At 37.5% G+C, this 22,427-nt stretch carries 17 protein-coding genes and 1 pseudogene; 15 read left to right on the top strand and 3 right to left on the bottom strand.

Annotation, left to right across the window (positions count from 1 at the left end; translation table 11 throughout):
* Positions 1–169 precede the first annotated feature (169 nt).
* Entirely contained in the window at positions 170–682 is a 513-nt protein-coding gene (locus tag CSV68_RS07700; RefSeq protein ID WP_099661834.1) for a helix-turn-helix domain-containing protein, read from the bottom strand.
* A gap of 166 nt (positions 683–848) precedes the next feature.
* Here CSV68_RS07700 and CSV68_RS07695 point away from each other — a divergent pair, with 166 nt between their 5' ends.
* The 7 genes from CSV68_RS07695 (at position 849) to CSV68_RS07665 (ending at position 8,856) form a co-directional block, all read left to right on the top strand.
* Positions 849–2,183: an MFS transporter gene (locus tag CSV68_RS07695; RefSeq protein ID WP_099661854.1), complete on the top strand. Its 1,335-nt coding sequence runs from the start codon at positions 849–851 to the stop codon at positions 2,181–2,183.
* A 48-nt stretch (positions 2,184–2,231) separates the two neighbouring features.
* Positions 2,232–3,215, top strand: a complete 984-nt coding sequence (locus CSV68_RS07690; RefSeq protein WP_099661833.1) for an ornithine cyclodeaminase family protein — start codon at positions 2,232–2,234, stop codon at positions 3,213–3,215.
* Positions 3,216–3,797: 582 nt separating this feature from the next.
* Positions 3,798–4,712: an ABC transporter ATP-binding protein gene (locus CSV68_RS07685; RefSeq protein ID WP_099661832.1), complete on the top strand. Its 915-nt coding sequence runs from the start codon at positions 3,798–3,800 to the stop codon at positions 4,710–4,712.
* Between the two features lie 12 nt (positions 4,713–4,724).
* A complete protein-coding gene (locus CSV68_RS07680) occupies positions 4,725–5,495 on the top strand; it encodes an ABC transporter permease (protein WP_099661831.1) in 771 nt (256 codons plus the stop codon).
* A gap of 432 nt (positions 5,496–5,927) precedes the next feature.
* On the top strand, positions 5,928–7,154 hold the full coding sequence (locus CSV68_RS07675) for an S-layer homology domain-containing protein (protein ID WP_099661830.1): 1,227 nt from the start codon (positions 5,928–5,930) through the stop codon (positions 7,152–7,154).
* Between the two features lie 142 nt (positions 7,155–7,296).
* Complete coding sequence (locus CSV68_RS07670) at positions 7,297–7,647, top strand: hypothetical protein (RefSeq protein ID WP_099661829.1); 351 nt, start codon at positions 7,297–7,299, stop codon at positions 7,645–7,647.
* A gap of 97 nt (positions 7,648–7,744) precedes the next feature.
* Positions 7,745–8,856, top strand: a protein-coding gene (locus tag CSV68_RS07665) for an IS3 family transposase (RefSeq protein WP_099661828.1) whose coding sequence is annotated in 2 segments (ribosomal slippage) — positions 7,745–7,997 and positions 7,997–8,856 — 1,113 coding nt in all. Because the reading frame shifts where the segments join, the coding sequence is not laid out codon by codon here.
* Between the two features lie 438 nt (positions 8,857–9,294).
* Here the strand turns inward: CSV68_RS07665 and CSV68_RS07660 are convergent.
* Positions 9,295–11,193, bottom strand: coding sequence for an RNA-directed DNA polymerase (locus CSV68_RS07660; protein ID WP_199175017.1), 1,899 nt, complete (start codon positions 11,191–11,193; stop codon positions 9,295–9,297).
* 371 nt (positions 11,194–11,564) lie between these two features.
* Here CSV68_RS07660 and CSV68_RS07655 point away from each other — a divergent pair, with 371 nt between their 5' ends.
* From CSV68_RS07655 to CSV68_RS07635, 5 genes and pseudogenes are all read left to right on the top strand, one after another.
* Entirely contained in the window at positions 11,565–12,707 is a 1,143-nt protein-coding gene (locus CSV68_RS07655; RefSeq protein WP_099661827.1) for an RNA-directed DNA polymerase, read from the top strand.
* Positions 12,708–12,978: 271 nt separating this feature from the next.
* Positions 12,979–13,944: a 2-hydroxyacid dehydrogenase gene (locus CSV68_RS07650; RefSeq protein ID WP_099661826.1), complete on the top strand. Its 966-nt coding sequence runs from the start codon at positions 12,979–12,981 to the stop codon at positions 13,942–13,944.
* Between the two features lie 123 nt (positions 13,945–14,067).
* A pseudogene (locus tag CSV68_RS07645) lies at positions 14,068–14,481 on the top strand (peptide-methionine (S)-S-oxide reductase); the annotation flags it as partial.
* Between the two features lie 171 nt (positions 14,482–14,652).
* Positions 14,653–16,161 (top strand): S-layer homology domain-containing protein, encoded by a 1,509-nt coding sequence (locus tag CSV68_RS07640; RefSeq protein ID WP_099633346.1) that lies wholly within the window; start codon positions 14,653–14,655, stop codon positions 16,159–16,161.
* Positions 16,162–16,834: 673 nt separating this feature from the next.
* The gene (locus CSV68_RS07635; RefSeq protein ID WP_099661825.1) at positions 16,835–18,403 is read left to right on the top strand and encodes a Vga family ABC-F type ribosomal protection protein; all 1,569 of its coding nucleotides are present in this window, start codon (positions 16,835–16,837) and stop codon (positions 18,401–18,403) included.
* Positions 18,404–18,471: 68 nt separating this feature from the next.
* Here the strand turns inward: CSV68_RS07635 and CSV68_RS07630 are convergent, their stop codons facing one another.
* Positions 18,472–19,272, bottom strand: a complete 801-nt coding sequence (locus CSV68_RS07630; protein WP_099661824.1) for an arylamine N-acetyltransferase family protein — start codon at positions 19,270–19,272, stop codon at positions 18,472–18,474.
* 748 nt (positions 19,273–20,020) lie between these two features.
* On the opposite strand from CSV68_RS07630, the gene CSV68_RS17145 reads away from it, so the two are divergent.
* From CSV68_RS17145 to CSV68_RS07620, 3 genes are read left to right on the top strand one after another with little or no spacing between them, the layout of a single operon-like run.
* Positions 20,021–20,173, top strand: a complete 153-nt coding sequence (locus tag CSV68_RS17145; RefSeq protein ID WP_158233504.1) for a hypothetical protein — start codon at positions 20,021–20,023, stop codon at positions 20,171–20,173.
* Between the two features lie 12 nt (positions 20,174–20,185).
* On the top strand, positions 20,186–20,653 hold the full coding sequence (locus CSV68_RS07625; RefSeq protein WP_099625284.1) for a cytochrome c oxidase subunit II: 468 nt from the start codon (positions 20,186–20,188) through the stop codon (positions 20,651–20,653).
* Between the two features lie 12 nt (positions 20,654–20,665).
* Positions 20,666–22,330, top strand: a complete 1,665-nt coding sequence (locus CSV68_RS07620) for a cbb3-type cytochrome c oxidase subunit I (protein ID WP_099661823.1) — start codon at positions 20,666–20,668, stop codon at positions 22,328–22,330.
* Positions 22,331–22,427: the final 97 nt, after the last annotated feature.

The following is a 22,427-nucleotide window of genomic DNA, read 5'->3' as shown; positions in this document are numbered from 1 at the left end:
TCTTATTTTTGTGTACAGGTACCGAAATCGAGCACCAGTGGAAACCCTATAAATCAAGAAGGCCTCACATCAATTCATTAAATCGATGTGAGGCCATTTTTCTAATCCTTTTATTATATCTATACATTTTTCTTCTTTAGCTAACTATACATATTCTCTTAGTACTTCCTTATTTAGAAGATACCACTAAAAACTTAATTGGTTGCGTAGTTAGGTTATACCAATAGTGAGTCTTTTTCGCATCAAACATAATAGATTGCTGTTCAGTTACTTCCGTCTTTTTTCCGTCGATTGAAACTGTTAAGACTCCTTCAACGACGAATAGGAATTCATGTCCGCTATGTGTGAACGCATTCCCATCGTTTTGCCCGGGTTGGAGTGTGACTAAAATTGGCAAGTAAGAAGCGTCATAAATACCATTTGATAAATCTTTGTAGTAGAACTGTTGGTGTCTATCTTCAAGTGTCTGTTCCTCCTCATTTCCTGAGAAAAACACTGTGGGGTTTACGTTCAAGGCATCTGCTACTTTTTTTAGAGATTCCAGGGTGACACTAGACTTTCCACGTTCTACTTGAGATAAAAAGCTGATAGAAACACCTGTTAATCCTGCCAACTCTTTCAACGTTAACTTTCGTTCTTTTCGTAATGACTTTAAAATACTACCAATAGATTTTACCACCATGGATCTAGCTCCTTTATGTGCATACATATTTTCCACCTATCATACAGTACAAAATATGAAGCGTACAATACAAAAAAACTTATTGACAGAAAATTATAAACTGCTAATATAGTAAAAAAAGGGTATTGAAGTGACACTTCAATTCCTCAAAAGGAGGAAATTTATGTTGGATCCCAAGCAAATGAGGAAAGTCTGGATTGCTAGTTTGGTAGGTAGTTCCATTGAATGGTTTGATTATTTTCTATACGGTACAGTAGCTGCGCTGGTATTCAACCAAGTCTTTTTCGTTACAGAAGATCCAACAGTTGGTCTTTTGTTAGCCTATGCATCTTTTGCTTTAGCATTTTTTATTCGTCCGTTTGGTGGAGTCATTTTCAGTCATATAGGAGATCGTATTGGACGGAAAAAGACACTTGTTATTACATTAAGTCTTATGGGAATAGCGACCTTTGGGATGGGATTGCTACCAACGTATCAAGCAATTGGTGTATGGGCTCCTATTTTGCTAATCACTCTCCGACTAGTTCAAGGGTTAGGGATTGGTGGAGAATGGGGCGGCGCTCTGTTGTTGGCGGTTGAGTACGCACCTAAAGAAAAGCGTGGGTTGTATGGAGCGATTCCACAAATGGGCGTAACGATCGGAATGGTGATGGGTACAGTCGCGCTATCGATTATGACGTTATTGCCTGAAGGTTCATTCATGACATGGGGCTGGCGTGTTCCTTTCCTACTTAGCGCAATCCTCGTTCTCTTTGGTTTGTGGATCCGAAAAGGAATAGATGAAACACCATCATTCAAAAAGGTACAAGAATCTGGTGATATACCTAAGTTGCCGATCGTGGATACATTGAAATACCATTGGCGTGAAGTGTTGATCGCCATTGGTGCGAAAGTAGTTGAAACTGCACCTTTCTATATTTTTGGAACATTTATCGTATCGTATGCGACATCGAACTTAGGTTTTTCGCGAACGACGATTTTAAATACAGTAATGGTAGCGACGATTATTACAACTATTTTAATTCCTATCATGGGTAGTCTTTCGGATAAAATAGGACGTAAAAAAGTCTATGTTGCTGGAACGATCGGCATGTTATTATTTGCTTTTCCGTACTTTTGGATGTTGCAACAACAATCGGTCTTCCTATTAGTCACAGCGACAGTCATCGGACTGGGAATCATTTGGGCACCTATTACTGCAGTGCTCGGAACGATGTTTTCAGAAATCTTTGATGCAAAAGTACGCTATACAGGTATCACATTAGGTTATCAAATCGGTGCAGCTGTCGCAGGAGGTACGGCTCCGTTAATAGCGACAAGTCTATTATTGAAGTTTAACGGATCGTATGTACCGGTTGCTTTATATATCATGTTCACAGCAGTTATTTCATTGGTAGCAATTTGGGCTGTAAAAGATCGCAGTAACGAAGAGCTAGATGAGCCTGTGAAAGAATTACCTCTAGAAGAAATTATGAGTACTACAGAAGCGACACAAATATAAATTATATTGAGAGTGGAACATGTTTCTAGTTAATTGGAGGAAAATAGTATGCTAATTGTAAATGAAAGAGAAATTATGAAGACGTACGGCATGGAAGAAGCAATACAGGATGTGAAAGACGTGTTGACAGCAAAAGCAGCAAGTCAAATCGCTGCCCCACATCGCACAGTAATCGAATTCCCTCAACATGAAGCATCTGCCTTATATATGCCGAGTGCAGATCTAGTAAAAGAAGTGACAGCGGTAAAAGTAGTGACGATTTTTCCAAACAATCCGTCCAATGGAATGCCGACTACGCAAGGGGTAGTGTTGGTGACAGATGCACAAAATGGAAAGCACTTGGCGATGTTGAATGCCTCGTATCTCACGAGATTGCGTACCGGTGCGTTGTCTGGAATTGCTACAGATCATTTGGCAAAAAAAGACGCAACTGTTCTAACGGTCATCGGAACAGGGGCTATGGCTTTTGAACAAGTGCTAGGTGTATTACAAGTACGTAAAATCGAACGTATACTTTTAGTCAATCGCACACCTGCGAAAGCGCAAGTGTTCGGACAGAAGCTACAAGACTTCGGCGTAGAGATTCCGTTTGAAGTAATTGAAAATGTTTCTGAAGCGGTCCGTCAAGCAGATGTAATTTGTTGTGCGACACGATCCACTGAACCGGTCTTTAATGGAGCAGATTTACAACCGGGAACACATGTGAATGGAGTAGGTTCTTATTTACCTCATATGCTAGAAATGGATGTAGAAACTATTACACGCGCTTCAAAAATAGTGGTGGATGATTTTGAAGGCGTAAAAGAAGAAGCTGGCGAACTGATAAACGCAGAGAAAATTGGGGAGTGGTCTTTTGAGAACGTCTTTAGTGAATTAGGCAAGTTGGTAACGAAAGAAGTAAGTGGCCGCGAGAATGCAGAAGAAATTACGCTATTCAAATCAGTTGGTGCAGCGTACTATGATTTAGCAGTTGCCAAAGGCGTTTATTCAAAAGCGAAAGAACATGACGTCGGAACAGAAATAGAAATTTAAGAAGTAACTTAGCTGTTCCTAGTATATAGTAAAAGCGTCAACCTCAATTTTATGAGGTTGACGCTTTTTTTGATGTTATTGATACGAAAATGTCTAAAGTCGTTAGTAGAAAGCACGATATATTAAAAAAATATGGAGTTTTATGGATTTAATAGAAAAATTTAATTATTTGTATATACTGCACTTATTCGGTTGAAGTTTAGGGTAATAAGAGATTAACATAGTAAAGTATTGGAGGATGAAAAAAGTGAATGAGTTCATAGAATTTAGAAATCTTGTGTATGACAATGAATATAATTATATTTATCCACTCCAATTTTTAGATGATTATTTTAAATAGAAGCAAGACAATCAACTCCTAACAACGATTACATACTGGAGAAAAAGATGAAAGACATCATCTCGCAGTAATTGTATACCACTCTTGCTGCCTTTTTATTGAGTTTATCTTTACAGACAGTACTAGGTTTTAACACCATTCAGACTGGTGCGAGAACCTGGTACCTCTACTATAGGAATGGTATACTGGCAAATGGATATTTATATAAACCCGAACACAAAGATGGTGAGGAGATAAATAGAATGACATACGCATTAGAAATTAAAGATCTAAAAAAAGTCTATGCTGGTGGTGTTGAAGCTTTGCGTGGCATCGATTTGAAAGTGGAGGAAGGGGATTTTTATGCTCTTTTAGGTCCTAACGGTGCCGGCAAATCTACAACTATCGGAATTGTGACGTCTCTCGTCAATAAGACATCAGGAAAAGTGAATGTCTTTGGCTATGATATGGATACGCAGTTAATGCAAGCCAAGCTGCAGATCGGTCTGGTTCCTCAAGAATTCAACTTCAGTCCGTTTGAAACGGTTCAGCAGATTGTAGTGAACCAGGCGGGCTATTACGGTGTGTCTAGGAAAGAGGCGCTAAAGCGTAGCGAAAAATACTTGAAGCAGTCTGATTTGTGGGAGAAACGAAATGTTCAAGCCCAGATGCTTTCTGGAGGTATGAAACGTCGACTGATGATCTCACGTGCTTTAATGCATGAACCGCGCTTACTTATTCTTGATGAGCCTACAGCTGGTGTAGATATTGAATTAAGACGAGAGATGTGGACGTTTCTTAAAGAATTGAATGAAAATGGCACGACGATTATTCTGACAACACATTACTTGGAAGAAGCGGAAATGTTGTGTCGTAATATCGGGATCATTCAAAAAGGGCAGTTAATTGAAGATACTAGTATGAAATCATTGCTCGCTAAGCTTCAGTATGAAACCATTATTTTAGATATCGAGCCTTCAGGACGGACGCCAGTGATTAAAGGTTATACTAGTGAACTCCTAGACGATGGATCCCTTTCTGTAGAAGTAGCACGTGATCAAGGGATCAATGAAGTGTTTAACCAGTTGACAGAACAAGGGATTAAAGTGTTATCTATGCGCAACAAGTCCAATCGATTAGAAGAGTTATTTTTAAAGCTTACAGAAGAAACTGCGTAGTGGAGGATGTACATGTTTAAATTATATTTAACCGCATTAAAAGGTTTATCGGTCAAAGAAACGAACCGCTATTTAAGAATCTGGATCCAAACATTGGTCCCGCCAGTCATCACAACTTCTTTGTACTTTATCATTTTCGGGAATTTGATTGGTAAACGGATTGGCGAAATGGACGGATTCTCTTACATGGAATTTATTGTCCCAGGATTGATCATGATGTCCGTCATCACCAGTTCCTACTCGAATGTTTCGTCATCATTTTTCTCGCAAAAGTTTCAAAAGAACATTGAAGAACTATTAGTTGCCCCTGTACCGACTCATATTATTATTTGGGGCTTTGTCATTGGAGGAATAGGTAGAAGTGTTCTCGTAGGGATACTGGTCACGATCATCTCTCTGTTTTTCGTTCCGTTGCAAGTGCACTCGTGGAGCATTGTCATCTTGACGTTTTTGATGACGGCAATTTTGTTCTCGTTGGCAGGCCTGTTGAACGGTATTTTTGCCAAGTCATTTGACGATGTGTCTATTGTGCCTACGTTTATTCTTCAGCCGTTGACTTACTTAGGCGGAGTGTTTTTTGCCATCTCGATGTTGCCTCCATTTTGGCAGGTGATTTCACAGTTCAACCCGATCGTTTACATGATTTCCGGATTCCGTTTCGGGATTCTCGGTGTAATCGATATACCCATTATATTTTCCATTCTCATTTCGATTACGTTTATCGTAGTGCTTTACGTAATCAACTGGTATTTGATTGAAAAAGGCCGTGGACTGAGAAGTTAACATCTGTGACGTACTGTAACAGTTATTTGAGAAATTAACTTGAATCCCTAAACAATACACTAGACTCCTGATCAGCCCACTTCGTCATGTGAGCCAATCAGGAGTCTGTTTTAATTTAACCTTGCATAGCTTCTTGAGCAGCAGAGAACCCTAACAAATCAATAGGCATTGCTGTCATATCTCCAGAGTCTTGCGTATTAAACGTCGTCTCGATAAATACAGCACTTAGCATCTTCTGATTGTTGTCTCCATGAGCAGCCGCTTCAAGTGCAATAAGTCCTTCAAATACGCTATACTCAAATAATTCTATTTACCTATATATACCGACGCTATAATACAAAAAATAAAATAATAATAATCTTTGAAACTATATTGAAAATTTAGCGTCTATACGTCGACCTACGATTACAGAACAGAAAGGAAGGATACACAATGAAAAAGATCTGGATAGCATTTAGTACGGTAGCTCTCGCTCTGAGCTTGCCATTAACAAGTATGGCCACTAGTAACCAGAAGTTCACAGATGTGCCTGAAACAAAGCACTTTGCGGAGGCCGTTAATGAATTGGCAGAACGTCATATTATTACGGGGTATGCGGACGGCCTGTTCAAACCAGGCAATCCCATCACTCGCGGGCAAGCTGCAGCGATCATCGTGAAGCTGCTGAAAGAAAACCCGGATTATTATGTACAGGATCCAGGATTTAAGGATGTTTCGAAAGCAAATGGCTATTACAATTCCATCGCGAAGCTTGCAGAACTAGAAATCATGTCAGGCTATGCGAACGGCAATTTCGGTCCGAATGATCCTGTCACACGTGGGCAACTGGCTTCTATTCTTGTTAAAGCATATGATTTGCCGCGTTTTGATTTCATTTCTAAGGAAAATCCTTTCCGTGATGTGAAATCGACTAATTCACACGGTGCCAATGTGTTGATTCTGTATAAACTCGGCATCACTTCAGGCGTGACGCCGGAGAGGTTCGGCATCAATGAATTCGTGACAAGAGGGCAAGCTTCTAAACTGATGCTGACAACGGAGCGCGTGTATCCTGATACGTATTCTATAAAAACGCAAGGCGATAAGTCCGGAATGATGATGCGGTTTTCGGAAATCATGGCGGATGAGGATACGGATGAATTCATTCCGAACTCTGAAATCTACCATGCAGCGATCATTAAAGGCAGACAAACACCTGCTGGCTATACAGGTGACCGCTTGCAGTTGACGCCGCTTAAAGAGGGCAGAGGAACACTTCAAGTCGGTGGTAATTATGGCATGGAAGCGCAAAACATTAAACGGTATTACAATAAATATTATGTCGATGTGAAAAAGGTGAACGGTCGATTGAAGATCGAGCTTCAACATCCGAGCGAAATCTTAAAGACTCGTGCACGGCTGAAAATGGCAGCGGGTGAAAAGGTCGAAAGTATTCATTTCGCGCAAACCGATGGAGTGGTGATATCCGACAATATGGCATTTGAAGGATATACCGATTCACCGGATGTGTTCATTCGCGTCAATAGACACGGCAACTATATCGCGACAGTCCGTTTAACTAACGGAAAAGAAGTGCGTTATGCGGTGGATGTGAAAGCGCCGACTAAGCATAAGCTGTATTACGAAATCGAGATAACAAAAATGAAAAACAGCAAGTGAGTTAAGAGCGCTAGGTTTCGACACAATTTAGAATAGTGTTGGGGCTTGGTGCTCTTTTTTCACTATAGGAATATACGTTCGTGTTTTTATTGAATTGAAGAAAGAGAAATGGTAAGCTCATATAAAATAGGAGCTGATACAAATGACTAAAGAAATAGAACTTCAATCGATCCAATCGATACTCGCGGTACATATTCGCAACTCTTATGAAAAAGCTATAGAAGCTTATAAGACATTGTTTGAAAGTGATGCTAATTATATCCTTGTTTTTGAAATGATTGGTCATGCAACGTTGTATAGCACTGTTGGTAGGGCGTTTTATACACAAAATAAAGAACTGAAGAATAAAGAGGTTGATTATTGTTTTGATTGTTTAATGGTGTTTCTAGAAAGAGTGAGTAGTGTTTTAGAAGGCGTAGGAGAAGTTGCGGGAGTTAGAAGTAGTAAAAAGCAGATGGATTGGGCTTTTCAGGTAGTAGCGGAGGATGAATAGAGATATAGCAAAAGTGGCAATTTGAATAGGCTACACTTACTTGGACAGAAAAGTTAGGGTCTTGTAGAATACAAACAAAGAAACGAGGAGAATCTACATGACTGAAAAGCGAGTGAGACGAACCTATACCAAGGAATTTAAAAACCAAATTGTACAGCTACATGAAAACGGTAAATCACGTACAGATATTCTTCGTGAGTACGACCTAACCTCCACCACTTTTGATAACTGGGTGAGACGTCACAAAGCGACCGGATCTTTTGAAGAAAAAGATCAACGTACCGACGAAGAGAATGAAATAATGAAATTACGTAAAGAAAACCAGCGTCTCCTAATGGAGAACGATATTTTAAAGCAAGCCGCGCTGATCATGGGACGAAAGTAGATGTGATTCAGAATAACCGTCACAAATACTCAGTATCAGCAATGTGCGAGGTCCTAGGAATTGCTAGAAGTACGTTCTATTACACGCCGGTTAAGCAACCGAAAGATGAAACCTTGCAGAAAGAAATTAAGAAAATCTTCAAACGTAGTCGGAATAATTATGGAACCCGCAAAATCAAAAAAGAACTTGCGAAGATAAACCGGACTGTTTCTAGACGTCGTATTGGACGCGTCATGAAGCAATCTGGGCTTGTATCCAACTACACTGTCGCTCAATATAAACCGTTTAAATCAAAAGTAAACGAGGAACCTGTGAAGAATGTTCTAGCGAGAAACTTCAATGGCCAAGAAGAACTAGCTGTGGTTGTTAGTGATTTAACATACGTTAGAGTCAATGGGAGATGGAATTACGTATGCTTATTTGTCGATCTTTTTAATCGAGAAATTATTGGTTACAGCGCGGGGCCTCAAAAGACAGCTCAGCTTGTCTACAAAGCCTTATCTAGCATTGAACGTAGCTTGGATCGCATTCAGTTATTCCATACAGATCGCGGAAGTGAATTTAAAAACCACTTAATTGACGAAGCATTAGAAGCTTTTGGAATCGGTCGATCGCTCAGTATGAAAGGCTGTCCGTACGACAATGCAGTCGCAGAAGCAATGTTTAATGTAGTGAAAACAGAGTTTATTAAGCAAATGACCTTTACTTCTCTTGAGCAGCTAGAGCGTGAGCTACAGGATTATGTGAACTGGTTCAATCGAGTTCGAATCCACGGAACCCTTGATTATCAAACACCGATTGAGTATCGATTGGGGACCTTATAGAATCTGTCTGATTTAGTGTTGACAATACAATTTCTAGTTCGCATATGCTAAGAATGAGGTGTGGTCTGATAAATTATAAACACACCGTATTATTTAGTAAAGCCTTAGATGGGAGAATATTATATTACAGAAGAAGATATAGCTCAGTTAATGTATATTAGCCAAGCTCTTCTGCAATTAATTTTAGGTAGCGATTATAGCATCTGAACGTCTAGGAGAGTTGGCAATTTTTACTTCCATTTCATATAAAAAAGCGTGCCTGCGTATTAAGACTTTATGAATGTTTAAATAATCGCGTTAATTTATCAAGTAGGTACTTTTTGTTATTTTGTCGTAAATCTTAAGTAAGTTTATTTTTAACGTATATTTCATCATTCTTCAATTATATTTTATTTTGTTTTTTAGGTAATTATAGTCTACTCTACACAAAATATTTTGTTAGTAATCTATAGAATTCTCTAATTGCGAGTTAGAGCTCTTTTTAATTATTTTTCTAACGAATGTATTTGCACTACTACTCCACTGATAATAAGAATGTCTTGTTAATATGCTCCATATATTTTTTCGTTCGTTAATTACATTAGGATTACCTTTAGCTAAAGTTTTTCTTGTTTCCGAAACAAGTCTTTTGGTTAATCTAGATTTAAAACTAGGTTGAAAACCTGGATACTTAGAGAAGTCATTTAAAAAGTAAAAGAATTCAGCCTCTAAGATTAAATAGTCAGCACCCATAGGTGTATAATCTTGAATGATTGAAGTAACAAACTGTACTAACTTTTTACTCACGGTTAGAAATCTCATATCTAATCCAGTTGAATTATAATTCAAAATATAGTAACCCACACTACAACATACGAAATATGAACATTTATTCGATTCTAATATTGCACATAAAAAGCTCGATGCTAATTTTTTATCTAATAATTTCATAAAAATTAATAAGTCATACATGTTCTCAATATCTTCTATATTATTCTTCAGAATATTGAATGAGTATTGAAAAATTTTGTCTTCAGTATAAACGCAATCATTAATCTTCTTTTGAATTAATTCTATTTCTGCATTATTTGTGATTTTACTCTTTTGTAATTCATAGGTTGATTTTAAGTTTTTTGTTTGATTAAGAATTTTGAAATATATAGCAATAATATAAGTAGTACTTTTATTATTAATGTCTAACGTATAAATATTTGATACTATTTCTAATATATTACTAACTACATAAGGATGTTTACCATCGAAGCTTATTGATGAACGTATAGATTTTAAGAAGAAATTAACTATCTTAGTTTTGGAACTATAATTCATTGAAACAAGCATTTCTATTTTATTGAAAAGTGTATCCCATTGATATCTAGTGCCCTTATATTCATTAAATTTTATTTTATTTACATGTTTTTTCTCATTTATGAGGTAAACAGATAATTTCTTATCTAAATCAAACTCTTTTAAAATTTTTTTCAACTCGATTATTGAGTCATCATTAATCACAAAAGGTTTTTCCTGCAAGTCACTTTTCCAAACATTTAGTGTTAAATTATGATTATCTAACTCTTTTTTTAAATCATTTTCTATCATAATTATATCTTCTTTCCGATGTGAGAATAAGAAGTAGTCATCTACAAATCTATATAAAGAATAGTGTTTTTTATGTAATAATTCTTTTTCATTTAATGACCTCTGAAGGTTAATATCAATTCTTGTTAGTAGTAATTCTGCAATTACTCTTGAAAATTCAGGTCCTACAACTAATCCATGTGTTTCATTAAAATTTATTTTCTGGGAAATTATATCACTTGCGTTTGGAAAAGCTTTTGTGTTTTTTTTATATCTTTTCGCTAAAGATTTATCACCAAAAATAGCCCATGCTAAAGAATGAGTATATATGCTTGGAAAGCATCTTTGAATATCTAATTTTAAGAAGTAAGAGTACTTGTATTTATCCCTATTAAATTTAGGGGAATTATATAAATTTTGTATTTTTTTAAATTTGTTATAGGAGAAATAATTGTAGAATAAAATTTGATCTTCATCACTTGTTACTGAAATTTTATCAGTAAAACTGTATTCTTCTTCTATTTTAGTTAGTTCCTTCTGTCTTAACTGTTGCATACTGATTTTTGGTACGTTTCTCTTGATTGGCGATCTCACACTATAAGGTGAGTTTTTACAAAATGAAGTAATTAGTTGTTCGTATTTTAAAATATAATCAAAAGTCTGTATTTGAGCTATAGGATGTAACAATCCAATTTTTCTTTTTTCGGATTTGGACTTGGGAATATGGAAAAAGAGAGGGACTGTTATAAGAGTTGATAGGGAGCGATCTATATCTTTCATGGATTCTACAAATTTTTTGAAAAGTTCAAATAAACAGGTTTGTTAGAAAACAAAATAGGGATTTCATCTGGAAGTACGTCTATTCTTAAAAATAGATTCTTTTTCATGAAAGAATTCTCCTTTTAATTTATTATTGTTGAAGAATAATAATGATTGTTATACAATTTTATATATAGTATGAAATTCATATTATACCTAGATTCCTTATAGTCCACAACCTGTGAACTATAATTCCAATTCTGATTAATTTATATAGTGATGCGGAATACACACACCACGGTTACTCAACTAACTTGTAGCCATAATTATCTTTGCTTAAAGATAACTCCCCGTATGTTAGGGGAGAAGGTTTCTAGGCCAGGAGGTCTAAAATGAAAAAAATACCAAGGCTAAATAAAATAAAAGATGGTAATCGGTTATATTATAATCCAAACGATGATGAAAAGCGTATCTATCTTAAAATTAAAAGAGAGATAGAACAAAAATATGCATCAGGTTCTTCAAACCGAGATCAGATTATAAAACAGCTAATTTCTACTTTGACTCATGGTGATTATACTGATTATTCAGTACAGGACATAGATTTATTTATTGTTCGTTCTGATATTAAAAATTTTTATCCGTCTATAAATAAACATTATTTATATAAAAAGCTAATGAAAGCAAATATGCTTTCAAACTCTACTATACAAACGCTAAAGCCAATGTTTTTTTCTAGTTCGGTTTCTGGAATACCCTTAGGTCTGCCATTTTCAAGTGCTTTGGCTGAAGTTTATTTAGAAAAATTCGACGATGATATTCGTCAGAATTTCAACCCTACTTTCTACTTCAGATATGTTGATGATATTATAATAATTAACTACGATACAATTAAAGGAATAGACATAGAAGAAACTAATAAAGTGTTAGAAAAAATTTTTAAGGAAAACTTCTTAAATATAAATAGGGAGAAAACTATCTTTAATCGTTATGAAGCTTTATCTCGAAATTCGGAAGAATTATGTTTTGATTATCTTGGTTATAAATTTAATACTAATAATAAAAATTTACATATTTCAATTTCTGAAAATAAATATATAAAAATAATTAATAGAATAAAAAAATATTTTTATATATTTAAAAAGAGCAATCGTTCTGAAAAACAATTTTGGCTATTATATTATAGATTAATGAATAGTTTATTCGGGATTAAATCAACAGATGAAAACGGGAAGAACATGTACTTTGGTCTAGGTTATAATTACAAATTTATTAATGACAAAACGCAAATGGAAAATTTTATTTCAGTTGTTAAAGGATTAATACATTCTTGTAAATTAAGTTCTAAGAGAAAATCTGCGCTTCTGTATCTCGTTTTTACTAACGGGAATTCATTAGATATATTGGGAAAAAGATATGACTATACAAGACTTACTTTGAAACAAATAAATAAAATTAAATTAAGGCTGCAAATTACTAGTTCAGATATGAATATCAGTAAGATATTTTATGTCATTTATAAAAATGCAAAGTAACTAATTAGTTTTAGTATTTAAAGTATCTAGTCGAAAAAATAATTGAATGGTTAATTCTTTGAGCAAAAGGTACCTGTGCACGAAACTTTCATGAATGTTTAAGCATTCACGTTAATTTCTCCCACAGGTACCTTTTAAAATACTCACATTTGTCTCAAGCACAGATAATTTTTATCAAGGAAGGTTCCTCCAGAAGGTAAAAAAGCAGATGATTTGTCAGAACCCATTCATGTATACTGACAGTAAGTAACGACTATAGGGAGGAATATACATGAAAAAGAAAATACTCGCCTATCGACGTCTAGAGCAACCGGTTTATGATCGACTAGCGAAAGACTATGACGTTCGACTGTCCGTAGATCCAGAAAACGACTCTGATTTTCCTGAATTCTTGCGTCAGGCGGAAGGCGTGATCGGAATTGGTTTCCCTGGGAATGCAGCGATTCTCGATAAGGCGCCGAATCTGAAAATTATCAGCAACGTTTCCGTCGGTTACAACAATCTCGAACTGGTCGATCTGACAAAACGCGGTGTTATGGGGACCCATACGCCTGGCGTGCTCGACGATACTGTGGCTGACATGGCAATAGGGCTGATGCTTGCGACGGCGCGGAGGATGCCTGAGCTTGATGGTTATGTTAAACGAGGTTTGTGGAAAGGGCTTCTGCCGAATGAATGGTACGGTGTGGACGTCCATCATAAAACTCTCGGTATCATCGGTATGGGGCGTATTGGCAGTGCAATCGCCAAACGCGCGCGGTTCGGCTTCGATATGGACATCCTGTATCATACGAGAACAAGGAAGCCGGAAGCGGAGGAACGGTTTGATGCATCTTACCGGGACCTTGACGATTTGCTGAAAGAATCTGATTACGTCTGTCTCGTGATCCCGTTGACTGATGAAACGCGGGGCATGATCGGCAACGAGCAGTTCCGTCTTATGAAGCCGTCCGCTATATTCCTAATTATTTCGCGTGGCGGCACTATCATTGAAGAAGATCTAATCGACGCACTACAACAAAATGAAATCGCGGCAGCTGGCCTCGATGTGTTCGCACAAGAACCTGTCGACCCCGAGAATCCACTGTTGCAGATGAAGAACGTCGTCACTTTGCCGCATATTGGCTCCTCTACGCATGAAACAGAAATCGCGATGGCGCATCTTGCTGCTGATAATCTCATAGCAGGACTTGAAGGAAATAAACCAGCGAACTTGTTGAATTCCGATGTTCTCTGATAGTGATGGTCGGAGTCGTAGGACAAAATTTCGAGCTGCGCGTGATAATGTACTCGGAATAAGAAAAAAGAAACATTTGCCAAATTGCCGAGAGCTGTATGAGTACCTGTCTCATTCTCTTATAAGAAGTTAATTGAAGTATACTTGCAACAAATCGATCTAATTGATGCAGAAGATCAATTTCAAGATCGCGGGGCATCCTATACAACTGTCATTTTCTATTACACAGAGATGCAACGGGAAGCTGCTAAGAAGTCGAAAGACAATCTAGCTGTGAGAGGTATTTTCGCAAAACCGATCGTGACACCCATCCGAAATACTTTATCCGGCAGAAGAATACCATCTAGATTATTAGATAACAGAAGAAGACATTATCAAGAAGATTGTGCACGTTCAGGGCGCAAAGAATTCATCGCTGAGCGCTGGGGAAGTAATGAAAGGCGAGTAGTGCAAGCGTTCTACATGATGGAACTTGCGCGAAAAGCTAACGTGATGATTGGAATAAAAAATCATGAAAGTTTTAGCGACACGCACTGAATGAATCTACATAGCAAAAGTATATAATAGAAGAAATGAGTTTTTTATACGGGGTGCCGACACAATGTAGAATCATATAAGACATATTTTTTGTAAAGAATTTGAAACTATTTCCTAATTTCCTCGTCTATACGCCGCTATAGGAGAACACAAGAGAAAGGGAGATAGTAAATGAAAAAAATAATTATGATAATAGGCGCGATTATACTCACGCTGAGTCTTCCACTATCAAGTACAGCCGCAAGCACTCAACGATTCCCAGACGTCGCACCATCACATCACTTTGCGGAGGCAGTCAATGATTTCGCCGCACGGAATATAATAGGAGGTTATCCAGACGGCACGTTTAAGCCAGGTAATCCAATTACGAGAGGACAAGCTGCTGCAATTATTGCGAAGTTGACGAAATTGGATATGACGAAGATCAAGAATCCTGGCTTTAAAGATGTTTCGATAGCGAATGGCTACTATAAAGCTATTGCTGCACTGGCGGAAGCAGGAATTATCAGTGGATACGGAGATGGGCGTTATGGTCCGAATGATTATGTGACACGTGGCCAATTTGCATCAATACTTGTCAAAGCATTTGATTTACCGCGTTATGATTTCCATAGCATAAAAAATCCGTTCAGGGATATTCATGTTTCACAATCGCACGGTGAGAATATCCTGATCCTTTATAAATTAGGAATCACGACAGGTACATCGTCTAACACATTCGGCATAAATGCAGCTGTGACAAGAGGACAGGCCGCTAAATTAATGAAAGCAACAGAAGAAAAGAAGCCGTCAATGGTCACATTAGAGGCTGAAGATGTTGGGATGGATAAAATTGATGGTGTTATACGGCAAACGGATACAGATTTATATGAATCAGTTATGGTTTATGGAAAGCCAGGCTATACAAAAACAAAAATTCAACTCATTCCACTAAAAGAGGGGAAAGGCACACTCAATGTGTCGGGCCGTATGTTAACTGGGGCTTCTATTGAGAAAGGATACCACGTTCAAGTGGAAAAAGTGTCAGGCGTCTTGAAACTTAGGTTGCAAGAGACAGATGATTATTTACCGACAGAAGCTCCACTTGAGATTTCAGCAGGTGAAAAGATACAAAATATCAGTCTATCCACAGTAGATGGGAAATTTATATCTGATAATATAGTATTCAAAAACTGTCCTTCAACTATCAGCAAGCCGGATAACATGTGCATCAAAATTGATCAGCCTGGAGAATATATTGCCACTGTACATTTTGTTACTGGTGCTGAAGTGCGCTACGCTATCGAAGCGAAATTGCCTAAAAATGCGTATTTTTATTATGAGATTCAAACGATGCGTGAAAGGCTGTCTTATACATTTGATATCGAAGACCTGTTTGAGGATTACCATTACTTCGATCAAGAAGTCGTGAAAAATATAGGAAAGCACACCATCCTTACAGATAGTGCCGAGACCATCGCCACAATCACAAGAACCCCCGGCACAAATATCTTTCACACCACCGCCAAAAGCAATGGCTCCGTTACAATCCAGTTTGAAAAATTGGTTTGGGGCAGCTACCACGAAATCTCTGATGGCATGCCTGGTATCGTAAGAGGCATAAGCATAGACGTTCAAGAAATGTATGGAATCATTAACATTTCCGCTTCAACAATTTTTGAAGGTCAATATGGCCCGTAAACAGACGAAAGCAAGCGTGGAATAGACGCTTGCTTTTTTGTGTTAGTTTTAGTGGGATTTGTTTGATTGAGAGACTTTCAAGATTGTTTATACCTTATATTTTGTTTTTCATAAAAACCTTTTATGTTTTCTTATTTAATATTCCATTCATAAATCCGTCATTGGCATTGGTAGTTAAGACAGAAAAATGGAGATGTAAAAAAACAGATATATATAACTACCTTTTTAAATATAATCAAAGTGTACGTCAGCTCACTGAGGATGCTAAAGTATTGAATTCAATCGTATATTAATTGTCAAGTTCCGACACAATTCAAAATCGTATTGGGACCTGGCACCTTTTAAAATAATGGGTTCCGCTCTAAGCCAACCCCATTGACAAGGAGGATTGCATCACGGTATAGTTAAAAAACTATTACAACGAAAGGGTGACCCAACTACATGAAGTATTAATCCTATTTTACGAAAAAACAATAAAGGTATTCTGCAGGCGACCCTGCATTTTTTTGATGCCTTTTATTGTGTTTTTCAGAATAGGATGGTATTTCTATAGTTGGACCTTAAGGGATAATGATCTCTTTTTGTGTACCCCTATATAATACATGCCTCCTATTCTGAAAGAAGATAGGGGGTATTTTTGTATTCCCCAAAGTTAAAAAGGAGGAATGAACGTATGATAATAGTTGAAGCTAACCACATTAAACACTATATTCAAGACCGCTTGTTGTTGGATATAGATCAACTGGAAGTGCATGCAAAAGATCGAATTGGTTTAGTCGGTAGAAACGGAAGCGGTAAAACGACCTTATTAAATATACTGGCTAAAAAAGTTGTTCTTGAAGGTGGTCAAGTAATCCAGCGTGCCAGCGTTGAGCTTTTGCCACAGTTGAAACGAACAGATACAGCCAAGAGTGGCGGCGAAATCACTCAAGAATACATTCAGCAGGCACTTGCTAGTGACGCGGCACTATTACTAGCGGATGAACCAACTACGAATCTCGATACAGAACATATTGAATGGGTGGAGAAAAAGTTAAATAATTGGCCGGGTGCTCTTATACTAATTTCCCATGATCGCATATTTTTGGATTCACTTTGTACGACTATATGGGAAATAGATGAAGGACGCGTTGCAGAATACAAAGGAAACTATACTCAATATTCTAAGCAAAAGGAAGTGGAGTTCCAACAGAAACAACAAGCGTTTGAAAAGTATCAAAAGCAAAAGCATCACTTGGAAGAAGCGATAAAGCAAAAGGAAGAGCAAGCCCAACGAGCAACTAAAAAACCGAAGAATTTAACTGGCTCCGAAGCTAGAATTAAAGGTGTAAAACCATATTTCGCAAATAAACAAAAGAAGTTACGGAAAACTGTGTCCGCTTTTGAAACTAGGTTAGAAAATTTAGAGACTATTGAAAAGCAAAAAGATCTTTCCCCAATACAAATGAATTTGCCGAATGAAGAGACGTTCAAAAATCAAGTAGTTCTTCGGGCAGAAAAAGTACATGGAATGGTTGGAGAGCGTGTCCTATGGAATGATGCAAGCTTTTATATCCGTGGTGGCGATAAAGTAGCCGTTATGGGATCGAATGGTACCGGTAAAACCACATTGATTAAAAAGATCATAGAAAAGGAAAAGAATATCACTGTTTCACCATCTGTGAAGATTGGTTATTTTACACAAAATTTATCAATATTAGATTTGGATAAAACTATTTTGGAAAATGTTCAATCCACTTCAACTCAGGACGAAACGCTGATTCGAACTGTGCTCGCAAGAATGCACTTTTTTACTGATGATGTATATAAGTCTGTAAACGTCTTAAGTGGTGGAGAACGCGTTAAGGTGGCTCTGACCAAAATCTTTCTTAGTGACGTAAATATGCTTGTACTTGATGAACCAACTAATTATCTAGATTTGGAATCACTGGAAGCTTTGGAGTCGTTATTGAAACAATACAAAGGAATAATTATTTTCGTTTCACACGATAGAAAATTCATAGAAAATGTCTCCACACGAATAATAGATATTCAAAACAAAGAACTAATAGTATTCGATGGGAGATACGAACAATATAAAAGCCGTAATCCTATTAAAGAATACGACTTACGACAAAATGAATTGCTTTTGCTGGAGACAAAAATCTCGGAAGTTATTAGTCGGTTAAGTGTAAATCCGACAAAAGAATTAGAGATGGAATTTCAAAGATTACTTGGTGAAAAAAGAGAGTTGCAAGGATGAAGTAACATACTATTTCCCATCACAATTCAACATCGAGTCACATACAAGAAACCCTCCAGCGACCTAAATTAGTCGTTGGAGGGTTTTTGTTCATTAATATAATTCACAGTTGCTTCATAAACAGCTGGCGCAGCATGCCGTCTTACTTGATCGAGTAGTTCACCGTGATCTTGGAACGGCAGAGTTTCTTCGTCGCCATTACACTTACGATAGTAACGCTCTTCATTAATCGAGTACGTGCCGTCATCTGTTAATTTAGCAATGAGCAACTCTTTATTGAATGAAGATTCTGGGCTGTGGTGAATCTGCTGTTTCACATGGTCCAAATGTTCCCAGTCGATTGCGTCGGGATGGAGGGCGTAGCGAAGTTCCCAGCCGGTATCTTTTATTTGTTCAAATACCATCGTGCCTTTTTCAGTCGTTTCGCTTCGCAACCGGAATGTGCCGGCAGGTGAAGTGACAGGTTCTCCATCTAATGCGACAGGCTGCATCACAAGGTTGTTACCGAAACCACTATCGATCAAGTACAGCGTATCTTCGTATTCGAGCAAGTTCACAACGTGTGTCTGTGCCATGACGAAGCTGTTTCGTGGCGAGGGTGCCCATACAGTGCCAGCAGCGAGTTGTACAGGAAAGCCTAAATCTCTAAGTACGGTATACAGCAGGCCATTAAGTTCATAGCAAAGGCCGCCACGTCCTTGTTTCATCATTTTATCTTCCAGGTATTGCTCTGTAATAGGTTCTTCATTCGCAAGCAAAACATCCAAGTTTTCAAATTCGAACTGCTCGGCGAAAAGCTTCTGAACTTGGCTGATCTGCTCAAGCGGTGTGCCGGTAAGTGTTAAACGTTTCGAAATCCATTGCAGCATCTGTTATCGATCCTTTCTTCAGTAGGAATAACCCCATCATAGCAAATTTTCTTGCGATGATAATAGTGTTGGGACTTGGCGCTATTTTCACTTGCGAACAAATCTGCTTCTGACTATAAATATATGATCAATACGATGAAACGATTTGCGGATATATCTGTCTGTACGTTGATCTATAGTTACATAACAGAAAGGAAGTAATACGTTTTTGGGGGCTATGTAAAAATCCAATTAAAGTACATTCACAAGAAACTTACGTAATGCGCTCAAATATTTTAATTCATCGTGGTGAGAAATAGAATATAAAAACTTGATGCACATCAAGGTGTAAGTCCGCTCCTTGTTTCATACTAAAGCTAGGGGTTACGTAACACTAAAATAGCTTATGGAACAACTGATGCGATGAATGGATCACTCCATATACATAAAATGAAAAACAGCAAAATCATCCTCGCTAACCACAAATCAAAAAAGCGAAAATCTGTTAATAGTTATTTTAATATAATAAAAACACTTTAATAATTAACGGAATATTCTAGTAATTAATACAATATTAGTATTAATTATGTTATGTTTATACTAATATCAATAGTTATTGCATTTAAACAGAGTGTAATAAACTTATGAATTTTTAAAAGGGCTGGGTTATATTAATTTTACAATAGTATTATGGTCCATCACTCATAGAGCAGACATCGTAGATTTGCTTTATGTATTTTCGTCAATCACTTATAAAGGGGGGGATAAAATGAAGAATTCACCAAACGAACGAGTGAACAAGGAGGAAGTAGTGGATGAAAGTTCATTCAGAAATGCTATGTATGCTTCTATACTGTTTGTTGGAGGCGGAATCGCTTTGTTTTGGGTAATATTATTTATTTTCTTTACAGTACGACTATAAGGAGGTATTCAAATGAAAATGCATCGATATGAAAAAATTTGGCTTTTCTTAGCAGCTTCTATGTTGGTCATCGCAGTAGTCTATAGTGGAGTCCAGACTTTTGCATTAGGCCAAGGCCCGCCAAGTGGTGTAGGCATGATTGATCCAGAAAAAGTTGAAGAGACAGCACCGTTTGATAATCCTGGAATTTCAAAGATTGGCGATAACGAATACGAAGTCGTCATGATATTACGCGCCTTTTCGTTTGAGCCAAATGTAATTGAAATACCTGCTGGCGCGACTGTTCATTTTAAAATGACTTCTATAGATGTCATGCATGGTTTCCAAGTAATTGGTACAAATTTAAACGCCATGATCATGCCAGGACATATTCAAGAAGCGAAACAAAAGTTTAAGAAACCCGGTGAATATTTAGCCATTTGTAATGAATATTGTGGTGTCGGACACCAATTGATGAGCATGAAAATCATAGTGAAATAGGAGGTGAATCAAATGGAAACAATTGAAAATCAAATCAGTACTATGTCAGGAAGTAATAGACTAGACTCTCGTCTTACGTTAACGTATTTCTCCATAGCTTTTATCACCTTGTTGGTAGGTGGACTTTTAGGTTTACTTCAAGGACTTAATCGTGCAGGATTACTTGAACTACCTACAAACTTTAATTACTATCAAGTCTTAACTGCACATGGTATTTTATTAGTTTTAGTGTTCTCTGTGTTGTTTGTAATTGCTTATTTTTACTCGATACTTTCTCACACGATGGACGGTTTATTTCCGATCGTTAGGAAGATGGGGTGGATTTCTCTCATCACTATGCTGGTAGGAGTAGTACTCGTTGTTACGCAAGTCGTAATGGGGAATGCATCCGTGATGTATACATTTTATCCGCCTATGAAAGCATCTCCTTGGTTCTATGTGGGCTTATTTATTGTAGTCGCAGGGATTTGGATTGCTGCGTTTGGTGGATTCACCCAAATCGCTAAGTGGAGAAAAAGAAATCGTGGCAAACATATACCGTTACTAGGGTTCTTTGCGATGGGTGTATTTATTCTTCTATTCTTCGGAAGCCTTGGCGTAACAGCAGAAGTGTTAATGCTGATCCCATGGGCGTTTGGTTGGACGGAAACAATTAATGTCATGCTCAGTAGAACGTTATTTTGGAGCTTCGGACATACGTTTGTAAACATTTGGTACTTAACGGCAGTTTCATTATGGTATGTAGTCGTACCGAAAGTGATTGGTGGGCGCTTATTCAGTGATACATTAACGAGAGTAGTGGTCATCCTGTTAGTTGTATCGAATATCCCAGGCGGTTTTCATCATCAAATTGTTGACCCAGGAATGTCAGAAGGAATTAAACTTACACATGCGCTAATGAGCATGGTAATCGGCTTCCCGTCCTTAATGACCGCATTTGCGATGTTCTTCGTATTCGCTCGTGTCGGCAAGAAAAAAGGAGCAAAAGGAGTCTTTGGCTGGATTAAGAAAATGCCTTGGGGAGATGTTCGTTTCCTTGCCCCTATGATCGCGATGATCTTCTTCATTCCAGGTGGAGCTGGCGGTATAGCGCAAAACGCGAACCAATTGAATCAAGTCGTTCATAATTCGCTTTGGGTTGTAGGTCATTTCCATATAACCGTCGGAGTGACAGCGGTGTTGACTTTCTTCGGTGCAATGTATTGGTTAATACCTTATTTATCCAAACGGACGCTTACGCCAGCAATGAATAAATTAGGTGTAATTCAAACACTTATTTGGACTATAGGAATGGTATTCATGGCCGGAGGAATGCATACGGTAGGTCTACTAGGTGCTCCAAGAAGAACTTCTTACACAACGTATGGTGATAGTGCAACGGCTGCAAGTTGGGATCCATACTTACTATTACTAGCGGTCGGAGGAACATTATTAACTATAGCTCTCGTGATGATTGTTTATATCGTCTTCAACTTAATGTTCTTCGCACCAAAAGGAAATACAGAATTTCCGATTGCCCAAGGTGAAGAGAATGCAAGTGAGACACCGAAGTGGACAGAACGATGGACTGTATGGATTATAGTTATGCTGTTCATTGTCGCATTCGGTTATGTGATTCCTTTAGTGGATATGATACAAAATGCGCCACCTGGATCACCACCATTTGTCACTTGGTAAACGTGTCATTTACTAAGCGTGAACTATTTATATACCAAGTCCCTGCACGAATATGTGAGGACTTGGTATTTTTATTTGAAACTTTTTCTAAATATCT

This window comes from Sporosarcina sp. P29 (assembly GCF_002743265.1).
Classification (GTDB): Bacteria; Bacillota; Bacilli; order Bacillales_A; family Planococcaceae; genus Sporosarcina.
The sequence above is the reverse complement of the archived record's forward strand: the minus strand, read 5'-3'. Positions and strand labels throughout refer to the sequence as shown.